The 16,998-nt window shown below is 61.3% G+C and carries 17 protein-coding genes and 1 tRNA gene; 10 read left to right on the top strand and 8 right to left on the bottom strand.

Going from position 1 to position 16,998, the window contains the following annotated elements; genetic code table 11:
• The first annotated feature begins 307 nt into the window (after window positions 1-307).
• Both ACWGTI_RS03475 and ACWGTI_RS03480 read left to right on the top strand, forming a co-directional pair.
• Entirely contained in the window at window positions 308-523 is a 216-nt protein-coding gene (locus tag ACWGTI_RS03475) for a hypothetical protein (RefSeq protein ID WP_454585803.1), read from the top strand.
• A gap of 35 nt (window positions 524-558) precedes the next feature.
• Window positions 559-936, top strand: coding sequence for a hypothetical protein (locus tag ACWGTI_RS03480; RefSeq protein ID WP_454585804.1), 378 nt, complete (start codon window positions 559-561; stop codon window positions 934-936).
• Between the two features lie 17 nt (window positions 937-953).
• Here the strand turns inward: ACWGTI_RS03480 and ACWGTI_RS03485 are convergent, their stop codons facing one another.
• The 4 genes from ACWGTI_RS03485 to ACWGTI_RS03500 all read right to left on the bottom strand — a co-directional run bounded on the left by ACWGTI_RS03485 (window position 954) and on the right by ACWGTI_RS03500 (window position 3,256).
• A complete protein-coding gene (locus ACWGTI_RS03485) occupies window positions 954-1,262 on the bottom strand; it encodes a hypothetical protein (protein WP_454585805.1) in 309 nt (102 codons plus the stop codon).
• An 86-nt stretch (window positions 1,263-1,348) separates the two neighbouring features.
• Window positions 1,349-1,660, bottom strand: a complete 312-nt coding sequence (locus ACWGTI_RS03490) for a hypothetical protein (protein WP_454585806.1) — start codon at window positions 1,658-1,660, stop codon at window positions 1,349-1,351.
• A 60-nt stretch (window positions 1,661-1,720) separates the two neighbouring features.
• Entirely contained in the window at window positions 1,721-2,395 is a 675-nt protein-coding gene (locus ACWGTI_RS03495) for a DUF4145 domain-containing protein (RefSeq protein WP_454585807.1), read from the bottom strand.
• A 252-nt stretch (window positions 2,396-2,647) separates the two neighbouring features.
• Window positions 2,648-3,256, bottom strand: coding sequence for a restriction endonuclease (locus ACWGTI_RS03500; RefSeq protein ID WP_454585808.1), 609 nt, complete (start codon window positions 3,254-3,256; stop codon window positions 2,648-2,650).
• A gap of 183 nt (window positions 3,257-3,439) precedes the next feature.
• On the opposite strand from ACWGTI_RS03500, the gene ACWGTI_RS03505 reads away from it, so the two are divergent.
• On the top strand, window positions 3,440-3,808 hold the full coding sequence (locus tag ACWGTI_RS03505; protein WP_454585809.1) for a hypothetical protein: 369 nt from the start codon (window positions 3,440-3,442) through the stop codon (window positions 3,806-3,808).
• Window positions 3,809-3,830: 22 nt separating this feature from the next.
• On the top strand, window positions 3,831-4,055 hold the full coding sequence (locus ACWGTI_RS03510; RefSeq protein WP_454585810.1) for a hypothetical protein: 225 nt from the start codon (window positions 3,831-3,833) through the stop codon (window positions 4,053-4,055).
• Window positions 4,056-4,114: 59 nt separating this feature from the next.
• On the opposite strand, the gene ACWGTI_RS03515 is transcribed toward ACWGTI_RS03510, so the two are convergent.
• The 4 genes from ACWGTI_RS03515 to ACWGTI_RS03530 all read right to left on the bottom strand — a co-directional run bounded on the left by ACWGTI_RS03515 (window position 4,115) and on the right by ACWGTI_RS03530 (window position 9,225).
• Window positions 4,115-5,107 (bottom strand): AlbA family DNA-binding domain-containing protein, encoded by a 993-nt coding sequence (locus tag ACWGTI_RS03515; RefSeq protein WP_454585811.1) that lies wholly within the window; start codon window positions 5,105-5,107, stop codon window positions 4,115-4,117.
• Between the two features lie 155 nt (window positions 5,108-5,262).
• Window positions 5,263-5,336 (bottom strand) — tRNA-Gln (locus tag ACWGTI_RS03520).
• 133 nt (window positions 5,337-5,469) lie between these two features.
• Window positions 5,470-7,299: a DUF882 domain-containing protein gene (locus ACWGTI_RS03525; protein WP_454586476.1), complete on the bottom strand. Its 1,830-nt coding sequence runs from the start codon at window positions 7,297-7,299 to the stop codon at window positions 5,470-5,472.
• 390 nt (window positions 7,300-7,689) lie between these two features.
• On the bottom strand, window positions 7,690-9,225 hold the full coding sequence (locus ACWGTI_RS03530) for a sigma-54-dependent transcriptional regulator (protein WP_454585812.1): 1,536 nt from the start codon (window positions 9,223-9,225) through the stop codon (window positions 7,690-7,692).
• Between the two features lie 144 nt (window positions 9,226-9,369).
• On the opposite strand from ACWGTI_RS03530, the gene ACWGTI_RS03535 reads away from it, so the two are divergent.
• From ACWGTI_RS03535 to ACWGTI_RS03560, 6 genes are all read left to right on the top strand, one after another.
• Window positions 9,370-11,208: a M3 family oligoendopeptidase gene (locus tag ACWGTI_RS03535; RefSeq protein WP_454585813.1), complete on the top strand. Its 1,839-nt coding sequence runs from the start codon at window positions 9,370-9,372 to the stop codon at window positions 11,206-11,208.
• A gap of 413 nt (window positions 11,209-11,621) precedes the next feature.
• Entirely contained in the window at window positions 11,622-12,359 is a 738-nt protein-coding gene (locus tag ACWGTI_RS03540) for a proton-conducting membrane transporter (protein ID WP_454585814.1), read from the top strand.
• A 166-nt stretch (window positions 12,360-12,525) separates the two neighbouring features.
• Entirely contained in the window at window positions 12,526-13,671 is a 1,146-nt protein-coding gene (locus ACWGTI_RS03545; RefSeq protein ID WP_454585815.1) for an aminodeoxychorismate synthase component I, read from the top strand.
• The gene (locus ACWGTI_RS03550; RefSeq protein ID WP_454585816.1) at window positions 13,620-14,282 is read left to right on the top strand and encodes an aminotransferase class IV family protein; all 663 of its coding nucleotides are present in this window, start codon (window positions 13,620-13,622) and stop codon (window positions 14,280-14,282) included. The genes ACWGTI_RS03545 and ACWGTI_RS03550 overlap by 52 nt, the downstream gene beginning before the upstream one ends.
• 52 nt (window positions 14,283-14,334) lie before the next feature.
• Complete coding sequence (locus ACWGTI_RS03555) at window positions 14,335-15,261, top strand: heme-dependent oxidative N-demethylase family protein (RefSeq protein ID WP_454585817.1); 927 nt, start codon at window positions 14,335-14,337, stop codon at window positions 15,259-15,261.
• Window positions 15,262-15,393: 132 nt separating this feature from the next.
• Complete coding sequence (locus tag ACWGTI_RS03560; RefSeq protein WP_454585818.1) at window positions 15,394-16,839, top strand: homospermidine synthase; 1,446 nt, start codon at window positions 15,394-15,396, stop codon at window positions 16,837-16,839.
• Window positions 16,840-16,998 lie beyond the last annotated feature (159 nt).

Below are 16,998 nucleotides of genomic sequence, written 5' to 3' on the forward strand. Positions count from 1 at the left end.
GCGGCCCGGCTGCCGAGCGGGGTTCTGTTGGCGGCACACGGCGACCGGGCCATGCCGGAGTCCCTTCCGGCCCTTCATCATGTGCTTATATTAGCTGTCGCGCAAATACCTCTTTGGTATGAAAAATCTTATGATAGCCGGCGGCGTCGCAGGAACGATCCTGCAGTCCAGCAAGAACCCATTCAGAGTGGCCACGCGAGCTAGAGGAGTGGCGCGGCAAAGCAATCACTCTCTCAAATCAAAGGCAAAAGGAACCGAGTCGAGCGCCCGAGCTTAAGCCTTAATGAGCTTGGCGGAGTGAACGGCCGTGACCCTACGAGCCAAAAAATTCCTTGATGAATGGATCGAAAAGCACGACGTGATCCAAACCTGCTCCGGGCGCGACCAGTCAAAGATTTCCGCGCTTGCAGATCGCCTCATCGCCGACGCTGAAGCAGAGGGTTTGAGCGAAAGCGAACTCACCGAAGCTTTTGAGGTACACGAAAACTCGGCGTTAGCCGACGTACTGTTACCGAAGACGTAGAGATATAGCCAGGGCTACCCGGACCGCCTTAACAGTTGCCGCGCATTGACGGCCTAGGACTGCAGTCCTATCTCGTTTCGGTGTTCAGGCTTCCCGAGATCACGTATCCCCTGGCGATCGACACGATCGGCAAGATGCTCGCCCTCGGGCACGAGGCGACCATCCATTGCCTGAACACTGGTTGTCACCGTGAAAGCCGCCTCAACCTGGTCGCGCTAGCCCATCGCATCGGCCTCGATCATTCCTGTATGGTGCGGGATCTGCAGCCGTTCTTCTATTGCCCGAAATGCCGAGCGGCCGGCCGCGATGACAAGCGCATCGGTCTAATACACCACACGCTGTCCGCGCCCCATTCCGAGTGGCCGCGCGAGCGGGAAGAGTGGCGCGAGAGCGTCGGACGTGCGCGCGCATAGGGTCCGTGAGAGATCGTTCATTCTACGGTGCTCGTCTGGTAGCACCTGACCTGAATTTCATTGGCAAATTCGGAGATAGTTTGCTGCTTGTTCTTTTCAAGGCTGAATAAGGGTTTTGCGTAGGCTGCGATCACGATTCTCCTTGCGAGGGACTTGAACTGTCCGGTGGCTTGTTTCTCAACGATTGCCATAAGCACAGACATGTCGACGCCCTTCTGGCGTTTCTCCATCACGGTGCGAGCAAGGTCGCCGTAGAAGGTGCATTCTGCGGTGAGGGAACGGCCCAGTGTTGGAAATGCCGCAACTACTAGTGTGACAAGCAGCAATGAAGCCCCGACCCTCGTTCGCACAGATATGCCCCTCTCTGTCCTTCCCGGCGCTAGCGTGGAGTACTCGCAGAGCGTACGCAAGGTCAAAGCCACCCCATATCGGAAAGCATACCGCGGAACCGCCGGCACGCTTCCTTGCGACCGTGCTGGCCGGTCCAAGTCTTCAGCTGCCAAGTCGCGAATTCCTTGGCGTCGTTGATCGTTTTCGACGCCGCTGCCTGTCGTTGCCCAGCCAGAAATGCCGACGCCTCCGAATTGATCCGGAGGCCGCAGGCGCGAGCGATATTCCCCAGGGCCAAATTATCCATGGTCTTTTTGGCCACCGCAGCGTCGGCCCGGAAAGGCACGAATGCCAATGCCGCTGCGATCAATGTTGCACTGATAACCATCTTCATTTCCGTAACCTCACTCCCGCGCCGCCGCCATTCTCGGGGATGAACTCCACGCCGGCCACTTTATGGTGGGGTGGTGCCGGTAGCTGCTGCAATGCCACGCGTAATTTTGGCGCTAAGGACAAACAGGAAATTCCCAAGGGCCTCCGCGAAGTCCACGGATTGCTTTGCTTCGTCGGGCAATACATGCGGACTAGCGGCGTCGGCATGCCTAGGGCGGTTGGAGCCTAAGCGAACAGAATGCGCCCACTCGGCCATTTCCTTCGTCAGAAGGTTCGCCGCAAGCGCTTCATCGATCCTGTCGTAGAGACTTCCTTTCGCCAGGCCCTTTTCCTTCAGCATGGCGTCGACTGCACTGCCAGCCATGACAGCGGCGGCGTCCGGCGCGTGTAAAGTGTCATATGCCTGCTGAAGAAATTGCCGAGCAACTGGCGGAATGTCTTCATGAGCCTGTTTCGCGTCCGGGAAAAGCTGAAAGACAATGAACTTAGCGCCACCGTCATGAACGCCGGCAGCAGACACCAATGAACCGCAAGAGATGCAGATGTAGGCAGCCCAGTGACGCGGCGCCCCTCCATCTCTGCGTATTGTGGCGCCTTCGCTACCCCAGACGCGCGCCAGCGTTGGCGCGGCGATCGAACATTGAGGGCATCGATGTAAGCCGAGCAGTTGGGATCCCATGCGATAGCCGCTGACGCTGTCAACCAACGTTGTCACAACACCCACAATCGATGCCATCGATCCCTACCCTCATTGAGGGGAGCACCAAATCACCATCGCAGAGCTGGCACAAGGACTCGCAGGCCTCTAGGAGGCGGCGCTTTCACGGTCTTGGACAGGCGGTTCTCGGTACGCAAAACGAAAGGCCCAAATCTCGCGAGTTTGCAAGAAATGGACCGTGGCCAAAAACTGCGGATTTCGCGGAAACTAGCGTGACGGGACCGGAGCGGTAGGCGGCTTAACCGGCAAATTTGCCGACCAGACCCCCCGTTATGAATTGCCGCGCACCTTTTTTAGCCACGCCTGGAGTTGGTTGCCATTAACAAGCTCCAGCGTCTTACGAAGGTACTTTTTCAGATATGGGTCTTCGTAGACCAAGGGCGGGAAGTCGGAAGTTGTCAGCACAACGCCCTTCGATCCGCTCTCGTTGAGCATGACGAAGGCTAAGGCTCGGATTGCATCGTATTCGACTTTGAGATCCCTTTTGTAAGCCTTCACGGATCCGATGATCTTTACCGTGCCAACTCCTCGCTTGACCGCAATCAGGTCGCGTCCATGGTCTTTGCTGGACGGCGTCAAGGTCACTTCGTAGCCGTCCTTCGTGAAGGCGCCTGCGATCAGCTCTTCCCATCGTCGGGCACCTAGGGAATAGGCGCGTTCCCAATTGGCACCAAGTTCATCAACGATCTCGTCCCACACCAGTGATGTTGAGCGCAGGAGCACGCCGTCTGTCGTCTTCCTCTCGGGGATGATTAGGCTGCGGACGGTCAGGCCGACGCCGGCGGCAATGGCTTCTTCGACCAGACCAATGGACAGGGTGTCAGAAGCCGTGACTGAGAAGACGCCCGTCTCTACGCTCATGTTGTAGGTCTTAGCCATCAGACGTTGACCGATTCAATAAATGGGAACATCGTAGGCGCACCGGTCGGCAGCGCTAACTGTCGACCGGCACTTGCCACCGGAAGCCTTGCAGGGCCTCGCAGTGACCGACTCACGTTTATCATTTCGCTCACCTATATCGCTAGGCATTGCCCGACTTCCTCAACAATTGGAGAGGAAGACATGACGACTTTGACCAGACGCGCCGCGCTCGGCGCCATTGCCTCTATTCCGGCCATAGGAGGCGCTGTAGCGGCAACGCAAGCATCCGCCGTTCCGGTGCCGCAGATACCACAGGACCGCCTGCTCTACGCCTATTCGCAATGGCTGCATTTCGAGCGGCCGGCACTCATGCGCGAGATACATCCCGGCCTCAACCCACACAAAATGATGCAGTATGTCCCTTGCAACACACACTCCCAGAGTTTCCATTTCCCGCTCTCAGAGAGCGGGCTCACCTGGGACACGATGCCTACGCCCGGCACCCGCGCCCTTGCGGTGATGACGGCCGCCGGTGTCGATCTGGAAGAGGGAGAGAGCTATGCCCTGTGAGATGTTGGAGCCTGCCGTCATCATGGACACGTTTGTTCAAGGTGTCGGGCGGGTAGAGGAGATTTCGGCGAATCTCTTTCGAATATCCTATTACGCCAGCCAGCGCGGCTATGACGGCTCACAGGAGAAGATTTGCGTGGCCAAGTTCATCGTAACGGGTGAAACGATGAAGGCCATGGCAACAGAAACGTTTGGGCAGCAAGAGGCGCGCCGTATGACCGGCCAGACGCATTCGCAAGTGAACTAAAATCAAATCCGCCAATTGGCGGGATTAGGCCCGGCGGCTTCGGCTTCCGGGCCTTTTGTTTACGCGCTATCCCAACGGACTTGACTGAATTCCTCGGGACCAAACATGATTTCGCCGACCCTTTTTCTCATATCCTTTGCAAAGACCGCGTATCGAAAACGGAGGGACGAGTTATTGACGGCGAGGCCTCCAATGAATTCGGGAACCTGCTTTGCGTCATCAAACACAAAATGAATCTCAACCTTTTCAATAAGGCGGGTCTGTCCCGGGTGAATTACAAATTCCGAGTTTCCATAGGACATCTGCCCCGCTGGCATCCGTTCTCGGTGAACTCCCAAGACATTGTTCGGCCAAGTTGGGTAGCAGGTTGCCCGCATCTGCAACTCCAGTGATGGAAAGAAGGCCGTGGCTTCCCCAACATTATCCAGCCAGAATTCCAAATGGAATTGCGCATTCGCCCCCGACCATGAAATGCGTCGCCATCTCGGTTTAACTTCAAGTTCGGGGACCGATGCGCGCTTGAAGGCGTCCTCTATATCAACATGCTCCATTGCGTATGAAGAGCTTCCGGAACGCTTGAAATACTGTTTCTGGTCCGCCGCCTCACTTCGGTGCGGTCGGCGTTCCGAACGGGGAATACTGACCACCACATAACCAGCCTTTTTGTCTTCGCGCGAAGCGAACCCCGCGACGCGAATGCCGTCATTTTTTGGTTGCAGTAGATCGCCGACCGCCGCGCTCACTGCCGACACGGCGATCTTCCAACTGGGTATCGGCTCCAAGGATGTGGCGCAGTCGACACCCTCATCATTTCTGCGACAATCAACGCCGATAACCAGCACCCCGCCTGCTGAGTTACTGAACGCTGACAGTGACTTTGCAAGCGCTGTGCGCCCTTCCTTGGTTAGTTGCCCCCGATCGTTGAAGGCCGCGCCCTGTTTGCCAATGGCGGGCGCCTTGAAGTCAAGGGTCAGGCCTTCCTGCATCTGGGCCTCAATTGCATCCCAGAGCAGCGATTCCCCGCGAGCTACCAATTCATCAAAGTCCAACATTCGTTATCTCACGCAGGCCTTAGGTGTTTACCCGGACTCGTTCATATGCGGCAGGCGTCAGCTTCCGGGCCTTTTCGTTCGCCGATATTCGCAGCCGTTTATTCGACGGATATTCGATGAAATCGGCGTTGAAACTTACAAGCTATTGAAATTGTTGGTTCCCGCTCATGGGCTCGAACCACGATTCACGCCTTCAAAGGGCGCTGTCCTACCATTAGACGAAGCGGGAATGCACGCTGGTGGTTAGCATTCCGGGACACTGGAAGCCAGTCCCAAGGATGTATCGATTAAGTCGGCGGCCCTGAAAAGCAAAAGCCGCGCAGGTAGCCCGCGCGGCTTCGATGTCTGTCCGGTCGAGGCCCTTACTTTGTCTGGAAGCGGGCGACCGAAAGGAATTTTACGGCATTGCCGGTGAAGCGGTTGGCGCCGGCCATCTGGTTGTCCGCCTGGAAGCCTGCGGTATAGACCTCGCTCGGCGGCGTATGCACGATGTTGTAGGCGTAGCGCGGCGCAGTCGTCGGGCTGGAAACGGTGGCGATATTGTCGCCGCTGCTCAGCGCCCAGCGCGCCGCCTGCGGTTCGGCCGCGACAACCACGGCCTTCGGCCCTGGCTTCAGGTCGCGGGCCGAGGCTCTCGCTTCCTTGCGCGTCGTCTTTACACCGGCGCCAATCGCCGAAGCCGGATCGGAACCGGCCGGGCGGGCGGCAATGGCACCACGCGGCGATGCGGCATCGACACCTGACGGGTCGTTGAACGCCGAGCGCGGCTCGAGCGAGGCAACCTGATAGTCGTCGGTAACACCGGCGGCATCGGTGGCGCTGGCCTGTTCGAGAACGGCCTTGACCTCATCCGGACGCTGCGACGGCAGCACCGAGAAGGCGTCGGTTGCAGTCTGCTTGTGGGCAGCCGAATCGGCCAGCGCCAGCAGCACGCTCTTGTCCTGCGGCGCAAGCTCAGCCGGCGGCGTAGAGCGGTCGGGACGCCAGGTCGGCAACGGGACGTTGACCGCAACCTGCACCGGAGCGGCAGCTCCCTGGTCGGCGCTGCTCACATCGGCCATGCCGAACGGCACATTGGCCGGCGCCTGCGCTGTTACCACCGTCTGTTCGGTGGTGGCATCTGCCATGCCGAACGGCACCGTCTCAGGCTGCTGCGCACCGACATCGGCTTTCGGCCGCGGTGCAAAATCGGGCAGCGGAACTTCCTTCGCCGGCAGCGCCGCGATGATCGTCTCCGGCGTATCCTGCTGCGGCTCCGAATCGTCCGCGCTGTCGTCGGCAAGCTGCGGAATATTGGCGCGCTTGGCATTCTGCGGCGAAACGATCGCGATGCCGGGCAGGTTGCTGTCGTTGTTGTTGTTGTTGCTCCTGGCAGCCAGGACCGGCTTCACGCTTCTCGGCGACGGCGCGGCGGTCGCGACATCGGCGCTGTCGTCGGCTTCGTCTTCGCCGCCACCGCCAAAGAAAGCGGACAGGAAGCCACCGGATTTCTTGGTGCTGCCGCCAGCGCTGGCCATCATGATGGCCGGGGAACCGGCGCCCTTGCGCGCCTTGTAGGCTGCCATCGCCTGCTCATAGCCCGGCAGCGGCTTGCCGTCGCTGGGCACATGCAGCGTCTTGCCATTTGGAAACAGGCTGACCAGTTCCTGGCGGCTGATGCCGGGCCAATGGCGCACATTGCCGACATCCATGTGGACGAAGGGCGAACCGGACGACGGATAATAGCCGACGCCGCCGCCCTGCATCTTGAGGCCGATGTTGCGAAGCTTCTTCAGCGGCACGCCCGGAATGTAGAAGTCCATCGCCTTGCCCAGCATATGCTGGCTTTCCTTGGCGACGCCTCGGCTGCGGCTGCGCAGCATCGAGTTGGTCGCCGGCGAGCGATAGCCGCAGACGACCTGGATGTAGTCGGTGGCGCCGGCCTGCCGGTAGGCTTCCCACACCAGGTCGAGCAAGCGCGGATCCATCTTCGTCGGTTCGTTGCGACGCCAGTCGCGCAGAATGATGTTGATCTTCCTGAGGCCTTCCGGATCGTAGCGGCCATTGCGCTTGTAGACGATCTCGGCTTTTTCGTGCGTGTGCAGGTGATAGAGCTTGAGCGAGCGCGTTTCAGCGCTGGCGCCGGCAGCAGTTGCGGCAAGGAAACCGAACGCAACAATCACCGCTGCCAGCCATCTCGGCCAGACGCCAATGTGATAGTGCCGCCCGTTTCTGTGTCGTTCGACTTTGTTCAAATCAAAAGGCCTTGCAGGCTGCCGTTTGTCCCCGGATTTGTCCAAACGGATGCGTGGTTCTCACATCCGAATATCGATCCTAATGGTTAATCATCGCTTATTGAAGCCGAAATGCGGTAACACCGTGGCGATATCCCGTCAAAAATAATACACAGGATTTCTTGGTAAACTGCTGGTTTAGATCAAGATTCAGCCTTTTACCGCTACACGATCTGTTACCATTGGCCTTAATGCGTGAACAGGGCTCTCCGCACCAGCCATATTCCTGCCCCAACTCCTTATGCAGTGCGGAATATTGCCCGGCAAGCTGGTCCCGGCCTTGCGCCGACAAGCTGTGGAATTCTGTTTTCAGGAGGCAAGGCGGTCGAGGCGGCCGGTTTCCGGGTCGATGCCGTATTCCTTGAGCTTGCGGTAGAGCGTCGAGCGGCCGATGCCGAGACGCCGGGCAACCTCGCTCATCTGGCCGTTATAGTGGTCGATGGCCAGCTTGATCATTTCGAGCTCGACATCGGCCAGCGCGCGCACATTGCCGCGCTCGTCCAGCGCCCTCAGCGTGCCGAAACGCGGCAGCAACCTGGCGGGAGGGTCTAGCTCGGCAGCGACAGGTCCGACGTCATGTGTCTGCGCGCTATCGCCTTGCGATTCGTTCCACGCAATGCCGGGGTCTGACAGGGACACATCGGCATCGAGGTTGATTGTGCCATCGACCTGCGCCCGGATTTGCGGGAATTCGTCCAGCGTCAGCACATCGCCTTCCGCAAGCACCGAAGCCCGGAACACGGCGTTTTCCAGCTGCCTGATGTTTCCCGGCCAGTCATAAGCCTGCAGCATGGCCAGTGCGGCGTCCGAAATGCCGTGCAGGCGATTGCCCGCCGGCGCCACCTTGTCCATGAAATGTTTGACCAGATAGGGGATGTCGTCGCGCCGGTCGCGCAGCGGCGGCACGACGATCGGGTAGACGTTGAGCCTGTAGAACAGATCCTCACGGAACTTGCCGTCCTTGACCTGTTGCAGAAGGTTGCGGTGCGTGGCCGAGATCAGCCTGATATCGACCCTCACCGTGGCACGGCCGCCAACCGGATCGACCTCGCCGTCCTGTACGGCGCGCAAAAGCTTCACCTGAACGTCGAGCGGCAGGTCGCCGATTTCATCCAGGAACAGCGTGCCCGAATGCGCCTCGACGAACTTGCCGGTGTGTTTGTCGGTGGCGCCGGTGAATGAGCCCTTCTCGTGGCCGAACAGGATCGATTCGACCAGATTGTCGGGAATGGCGCCGCAATTGACGGTGACGAAGGGTTTTGAACGACGATCACCGGTGCCCTGGATGGCGCGCGCCACAAGTTCCTTGCCGACGCCCGATTCGCCCTCGATCAGGATCGGGATGTTGGAGGCCGCCGCCTTCTGGCCAAGGCGGATAACCCGGTCCATCGCAGGACTGTGCGTGATCATGTCCTTGAAGGTCAGGTGGCCGCCGCGCCGCCGCGACGTGCGCTTGACCTCATCCTCGACCGCCTCGACCTTGAGCGCGTTGCCGATCGCGGTCTGCAGCCGGTCGGGAGATGCCGGCTTGACGACGAAATCGAAAGCGCCATGGCGCATGGCCGAAACCACCGTCTCGATGCCGCCCTGCGCGGTCTGCACGATGACGGGAACGGTGATGCCGCGCTCGCGCATCGCCTTCAGCACGCCAATGCCGTCAAGGCCGGGCATGCCAAGGTCGAGGATGACCGCCGACACATCCCGCGCATTGGGTCCGTCGAGGGCCGCCAGGCCGGCCTCGCCGCCATCCGCGACGATGGCGCTGTGGCCGAATTTCGTCACCGCCACCTCGAGCAACCTGCGCTGCACGGGATCGTCATCGACTATGAGAATGGAACCTGTCATGACTGATTTGAGTTGTCCGCCCGGGAAATTCCCATGGATCATCCTGGCACAGGGTTCTAAACAAGGTTTCAAAAAACCCGGTGAATGAATTCCTTAGGATTTGATCGGCTTATCCTTCCCCTTGATCCCAGAAGGTAATTGTTGATGCGCAGGATTCTCGGTCGGCAGCTTGCGGCGGCAGCGTCCGGTCAGGGCGCGGCGGAGCTCGGCGACCTGCCGGAATGGAACCTCGCCGATCTCTATTCCGGCATGGAGGCGCCTGAACTGAAGCGCGACATCGCCAAGGCGGCCGCCGACGCCGTCGCCTTCGAGAACCGCTGGAAGGGCACGCTGGCCGCGGAGGCTGGGCGCGGCAGCGCCGGCAAGCTGGGTGAGGCACTGGCAGCCTATGAGGCGCTGGAGGAACTGATCGGCCGCATCGTCTCCTATGCCGGTCTGGTCTATGCCGGCAACACCGCCGATCCGCAGCGCGCCAAGCTCTATGGCGACATCCAGGAGAAGATGACCGACGCCAGCGCGCATCTTCTGTTCTTCGCGCTGGAACTGAACCTGATCGACGACAAGGCGCTCGAAGCAGCCCTCGCCGCCGATGCCAGCTTTGCCCACTACCGGCCCTGGGTGCTCGATCTGCGCATGGACAAGCCATACCAGCTCGAGGACCGGGTCGAGCAGCTTTTCCATGAAAAGTCGATCACCGGGCGCGGCGCCTGGAACCGGCTGTTCGACGAGACGATGACCGATCTGCGCTTCGACATAGACGGCGAGGAGCTGACGCTGGAGCCGGCGCTGAACCGCCTGCAGGACGCCGATGGCGAGGTCCGCCGCCGTGCCGCCGAGGCGCTGGCCACCACCTTCCGCAAAAGCCTGCGCACCTTCACCCTGATCACCAATACGCTGGCCAAGGACAAGGAGATTTCCGACCGCTGGCGCGGCTTCGAGGACATCGCCGATTCACGCCATCTCGCCAACCGCGTCGAGCGCAGCGTGGTCGATGCGCTGGCGTCGGCCGTACGCGAGGCCTATCCGCGCCTGTCGCACCGCTACTATGCGATGAAGGCGCGCTGGCTCGGCATGGATGCGATGAACCACTGGGACCGCAACGCACCCTTGCCCGAGACCCCGCAGGCGGTGATCCGCTGGGACGACGCCAGGCACACGGTGCTGTCGGCCTATCAGCGCTTTTCCCCTGATATGGCGGAGATCGCTCGTGTTTTCTTCGATCGCAACTGGATCGACGCGCCGGTGCGGCCCGGCAAGTCGCCCGGCGCCTTCGCCCATCCGACCGTGCCTTCGGCGCACCCTTATGTGCTGCTCAACTACATGGGCAAGCCGCGCGATGTGATGACGCTGGCGCATGAGCTCGGCCACGGCGTGCACCAGGTGCTGGCCGGCGGCCAGGGCGCGCTGATGGCCTCGACGCCGTTGACGCTGGCCGAGACGGCCTCGGTCTTCGGCGAGATGCTGACCTTCCGTTCGCTGCTGGACCAGACCACCGACAAGCGCGAACGCAAGGCCATGCTCGCCCAGAAGGTCGAGGACATGATCAACACGGTCGTGCGCCAGATCGCTTTTTACGAGTTCGAGCGCAAGGTGCATGCCGAGCGCAAGAACGGCGAACTGACCTCCGACAAGCTCGGCCAGTTCTGGCTCGAGGTACAGGCCGAAAGCCTGGGGCCGGCGATCAAGCTGCGCGAGGGTTACGAGGTCTTCTGGACCTACATCCCGCACTTCATTCACTCGCCCTTTTACGTCTACGCCTATGCTTTCGGCGACTGCCTGGTGAACTCGCTCTACGCGGTCTACCAGAATGCCGAGCACGGCTTTCAAGACAAGTATTTCGAGATGCTGCGTGCCGGCGGCACCAAGCATCACTCCGAGCTCCTCGCTCCCTTCGGCCTCGATGCCACCGACCCCGCCTTCTGGCAGATCGGCCTTGGCGTGATCGGCGGCCTGATCGACGAGTTGGAAGCGCTCGACAGTTGATGCTACGGAGCCGTTGGACCAGTAGCGCGGAGCGAAAGGTTCGGCGGCGGTCTCGACTTTGCGAAATCGCAGAACAGTTTAGCCGGAATGCATGTGACGGCAGCTCTGTTCTTGTTCTAAATATCTGTTCTTGAAGAACTCTCCGGCGAAATTTTCCGTTAGCTTTCCGGAATCCGTATGATAGCCTTTCCGATTGAAGCTCAGCCGGGCGCGCGGCTCAGGCCGGACAGCATCCCGGCCCTTGGCAGCGGTCTGGCGGATGCGACAGCGACGGTTGGCAATGGGCGGGAAGCCGAACGCCGGCAGTCGGATAGACCGGCTGTTCCCTGAACCGCCGAACCATCATTGGATGATCCGATCCGCCAAGGTCATGACTTTAGGCGGCGGCGGACGGATCCGACTGGAGAGAGACCATGACCTTCTTCTACATTGTCCTGGCGTTCCTTGTAGGTTTGTTGGTTGGCTGGTTTATCTGGGGCCGGCTGCGCGGTGAGCTTGACAGCCTGCGCGGCGACCTCGACCGCACCCGCAGCGAGCGCGACAGGCTGCGCGCCGATGCCGATCGCCTGACCGGCGAACTCGATGCCTGCGGCAAGACCCGCGCCGATCTCGAGCGCCGGCTGCGTGAAACGTCTACTCCATCGGCCAAGCCTTCCAGCGCGGCGCCGGCTGCGATGTTGTCGACACCGGCAACGGCCAAGTCCGCCCCGGCCGCGAAGCCGGCCGCGCCCGCTAAACCTGCCGCGGCCAAACCTGCCACCAAGCCAGCTGCGGCCAAATCCGCGGCCGCCAAACCGGCTGCCAGCAAACCCGCGGCTGCCAAGGCGAGCGCCGCTCCGAAGCCTGCCGCTTCAAAGCCCGCCGCAGCCCCCAAGAAGGCCACCCCGGCAGCTGGGAAGGCCGACAATCTGCGCCGGCTGATCGGCATCGGCCCGGTCAACGACAAACTGCTCAAGGGCCTTGGTGTCACGACCTACGCCCAGATCGCCGCCTGGACGGCGGCCGACGTCAAGCGCGTCGAGGACACGCTGAATTTCGACGGCCGCATCGCGCGCGAAAAGTGGATCGAGCAGGCCAAGCTGCTTGCCGCCGGCGACGAGACGGAATTCGCGCGCCAGTTCCCGACCGCCGGGACCGCCAACAACACCTGATCTGATCAACGGCAATAGGGCCGACAGGGCGGCGCCCCTCGGGGCGCCGGTTTTGTTTTCGCAGGCGCCACCGTCTTTGCGCCCTGCGACGCCGCTCCCTCGATTGCACGGCGCCCGCCCCCCATATAGAGCGGTTCTGGCGTCATCGACCGCAGCATCGAGCCCCATGCCCCTGCCCTCTGCCATCTTCCGCAACGACGAAAGCGGCCGTCAGCTGGTCTTCGACCGCCCGGCCGACATCATCGTCGCCCACGATGCCAAGGATTTCCTGCCGGCACTGGCGGCGGCGCAGGCGGCATCAGACGCCGGCAAATGGCTGGCCGGCTATTTCTCCTACGAAGCCGGCTACCTGCTCGAGCCGAAACTGGTGCCGCTGCTGCCCGAGGGCCGGCGCGCGCCGCTGGTCTGCCTCGGCGTGTTCGACCGCCCGGTTGAACAGGCGGTGCCACACAACAATGCGCCGGCCAGCAACGGCCCGATCTTCGACGCCAGGGCCGTCTGGTCGGAGCGGGACTACGCCAAACGCTTCGCGCGCCTTCACGACCACATCCGCAAGGGCGATTGCTATCAGGGCAACCTGACCTTTCCGGTCCATGCGCAGTGGTCTGGCGATCCCCTCGCCGCTTTCGATGCGCTGACCGGGCGCCAGCCGGTGAAATACGGCGCGCTGATTTCGCTTGGTGATCCCATCGTTCTGTCGCGCTCGCCCGAACTGTTCTTCGAGATCGACACCGAAGGCATGATCGAAACCCATCCGATGAAGGGCACCGCACCGCGTGGCGCGACCAAGGCCGAGGACGCCCGGCTGAAGATGTTTTTGCGCAATGACGAAAAGAACCAGGCCGAGAACCGGATGATCGTCGACCTCCTGCGCAACGACATTTCGCTGATCAGCGAGGTCGGCTCGCTGGAGGTCCCGGAACTGTTCCGCATCGAGAGCTACCCGACCGTCCACCAGATGGTGAGCCGCGTCAGGGCAAAGCTGTTGCCTGATCTCGGCATCCGCCAGATCTTCGCCGCCCTGTTTCCCTGCGGCTCGATCACAGGTGCGCCAAAGATCCGTGCCATGGAAATCCTGCACGATCTGGAAGCCACGCCGCGTGACGTCTATTGTGGCGCCATCGGCTGGGTCGCGCCCGGCGGCACGATGCGCTTTTCGGTAGCGATCCGCACCATCTCGCTCTTTTCCAGCGGCGAGGCCGTCTACAATGTCGGCGGCGGCGTCGTCTTCGATTCGACGGCCGAGGAGGAGTATCAAGAGTGTCTGTTGAAGGCGCGCTTCGCGACGGGAACACCGCCGACTTCGAGCTGATCGAGACCATGCGCTGGGAGCCGGGTCAAGGCTTCCTGCGCTTCGACCGTCACCTCGCGCGCCTTTACGGCTCGGCGGAAGAACTGGGCTTTGCCTGCGATCCGCAACGGATTGGCGATGTGCTGGCGAACACCGTGGGCCGCCAGCACACGGCATTGCGCACCCGTTTTGTCCTGCAGCGCAATGGCGAGACGACCGCCTCGGCTCAGCTCTACGAGCCACTCGCCGCCGACAAGGTCTGGCGGCTGCAGCTGGCGCGGGTTCGACTGTCGTCCAGCGATACGCTGCTGCGCCACAAGACCAGCCGGCGGCAGGTCTACACCCATGCCCGTGCCGAATACCTCCCTACTCGCGCCGACGAGGTGCTTTTGGCCAATGAGCGCGGCGAAATCTGCGAAGGCACCATCACCAACATCTTCGCTGATTTCGGCAATGGCGTGCTGATGACACCCCGGCTCGACTGCGGCCTGCTGCCTGGCGTATTGCGCGCCGAGCTGCTGGACGAAGGCCGTGCCCAGGAAGCGATCTACAGCTTTGATGATTTGAAATCCGCCAAGACGCTGTTCGTCGGCAATTCCCTGCGCGGCTTGATCCCGGCAACATTGGCCTGATACGAAGCGGCTGCGAGAATGACCGCCGGCATTGGACACTTTCTAGCAAAGCATGAATTCTCGTCAGCCCACTCACACGCCTTATGACGGCTCCTCAAAGCTCTTCACCATCGGGCTGAAGCCGCTCGAGCTCGACAAATGGATCGAGGTCGATGAGCATCTTGTCGATCATCTCGCCGAGAAGCGGCGGCTCTATGCCGAAATTCCCGACAATGTGTTTGTCGAGGAGGACGGTACGCGCGACGCCCAGCGCGAAGTGCGCGACCTGCTCGAAACGCATCTGCTGGTGACATTTCCCGAGATCTACCGGCGCACCAGTGCCGGGGTTGAGGTCATTGGCGCCAAAGCCTATTCTGACGCCACCTTCCCCGATGCCCCGCTGGTCGCAGCCTCGCTGCTCGTCCAGGAAGACCTGATCCTGATGCGCCGCGAAGACAGCGGCTGGCGGCTCGCCGCCGGCTCACTGTGCTTCCCGTCATCCTGGTCGCTGCTCGAAAAATTCGGGCGGCCGCTGCAGCAGATCCACGCACCGGTGCCGGGTTTCGGACCCGGCACCAGGCCGGCCGAGCTCATCAACCGCATGTTCGATGGCCTGCAGGGTCAGGCCGTCGAGCGCTTCAACTGGTCGATCCAGGCCGGCGGCGCGCTCTATCATCCGCTGTCCAATGTGGAGCGCATCGACCGCGCCACCAACCGGCCTTCGCGGTTTCCAGACGGCGACGTCAACGCCCATGCCTTCATCCGCGTCGAGCGCCAGACGCTGCGCAAACTGCCGGTTTCGCGCGACATCCTGTTCACCATCCGCATCCATCTCGACCCGCTTAAGGTGCTGGCGCGGCACCCGGACCGGGCAACGCTTGCCGGCTCTTTCGCCGCGCAATTGCTAGCGCTGGATGAGGCTCAGCTCAACTACAAGGGCATGACCGCCGACCGCGACCGGCTGATCGGCGTCCTTAACCACATGGCCACTGAGGGCTAGAAGCGGGTTGGCGCTTTTCGCTGGTTTGTGACAATGATCTGTGATGTAGCGCATGGTCACCGGGCAAAAACGCCCGGTTTTGCGCGTGTTTTGCCCCAGTTTCCTGGGTTTTTTGAAGGAGTGCTCAATAAAATGGCGAATGAAAACTGGCCCGTTTACGGTGAAATCACCGGCCCTGTCGTGATGATCGGCTTCGGTTCGATCGGACGGGGAACGCTGCCTCTGATCGAGCGCCATTTCAAGTTCGACAAGTCGCGCATGACGGTCGTCGACCCGCTCGATACCGATCGCAAGCTGCTCGACGAGCGCGGCATCGCCTTCATCCAGGAGCACGTGACCGAGAAGAACTACAAGAAGCTTTTGACCCCGCTTCTGACCAATGGCGGCGGCCAGGGCTTTTGCGTCAATCTGTCGGTCGATACCGGCTCGGTCGACCTGATGCGGCTCTGCCGCAAGCTCGGCGTGCTTTACATCGACACCGTCGTCGAGCCGTGGCTCGGCTTCTATTTCGACACCAAGGCCGACAATGCCAGCCGCACCAACTACGCGCTGCGCGAAGCCATGATCAAGGAAAAGCACGACAAGCCCGGCGGTGCGACGGCGGTTTCGACCTGCGGCGCCAATCCGGGCATGGTCTCTTGGTTCGTCAAGCAGGCGTTGCTGAACCTCGCCGGTGACCTCGGCCTCGAATTTTCCGAACCGGCGCAGGACGACCGTGAAGGCTGGGCCAAGCTGATGAAAAAGGCCGGGGTCAAGGGCATCCACATCGCCGAGCGCGACACCCAGCGCACCAAGAAGCCGAAGCCGATGAACGTGTTCTGGAACACCTGGTCGGTCGAGGGCTTCATTTCGGAAGGGCTGCAGCCGGCCGAGCTCGGCTGGGGCACGCATGAGAAATGGATGCCGAAGAACGGCAAGAAGCACAAGGATGGCTCCAAGGCCGCGATTTACCTGGAACAGCCTGGCGCCAACACCCGCGTGCGTTCATGGTGCCCGACGCCGGGCGCGCAATACGGTTTCCTGGTGACGCACAACGAGGCGATTTCGATCGCCGATTTCTTCACCGTGCGCGGCAAGAAGGGCAAGGTCCATTACCGCCCGACCTGCCACTATGCCTATCACCCCTGCAACGACGCCGTGCTGTCGTTGCACGAAATGTTCGGCGCCGCGGGCAAGGCACAGCCCGTGCATCACGTGCTTGACGAGAACGAGCTGGTCGACGGCGTCGACGAACTCGGCGTGCTGCTCTACGGCCACGGCAAGAACGCCTACTGGTACGGTTCTCAGCTGTCGCTGGCGGAAGCCCGCAAGCTGGCGCCCTACCAGAACGCCACCGGCATGCAGGTCACGTCGGCCGTGCTCGCCGGCATGGTCTGGGCGCTGGAAAACCCGGAGGCCGGTATCGTCGAGGCCGACGAGATGGACTACAAACGCTGCCTGGAAGTGCAGTCGCAGTATCTCGGACCGGTCAAGGGTTACTACACCGACTGGACGCCGCTGGATAATCGCCCGGGTCTATTCCCCGAGGACCTCGACAGAAACGACCCGTGGCAATTCCGCAACATCCTCGTCCGATAGCGGATCTGTAACCCTGCCTCACTGCCTTGCAATCGCCCGGAAATCGGGCGATTGAAGGGATGCGGACGAGAGCAGTGTGCGCCCATTTGGGCGCACGTGGGAAGGCTCTGGAAACTTGAGGCCACGCACATCGTGCCTTCCATTGCGGTTGGGGTCGAT

This window comes from Mesorhizobium sp. ArgA1 (assembly GCF_053714375.1).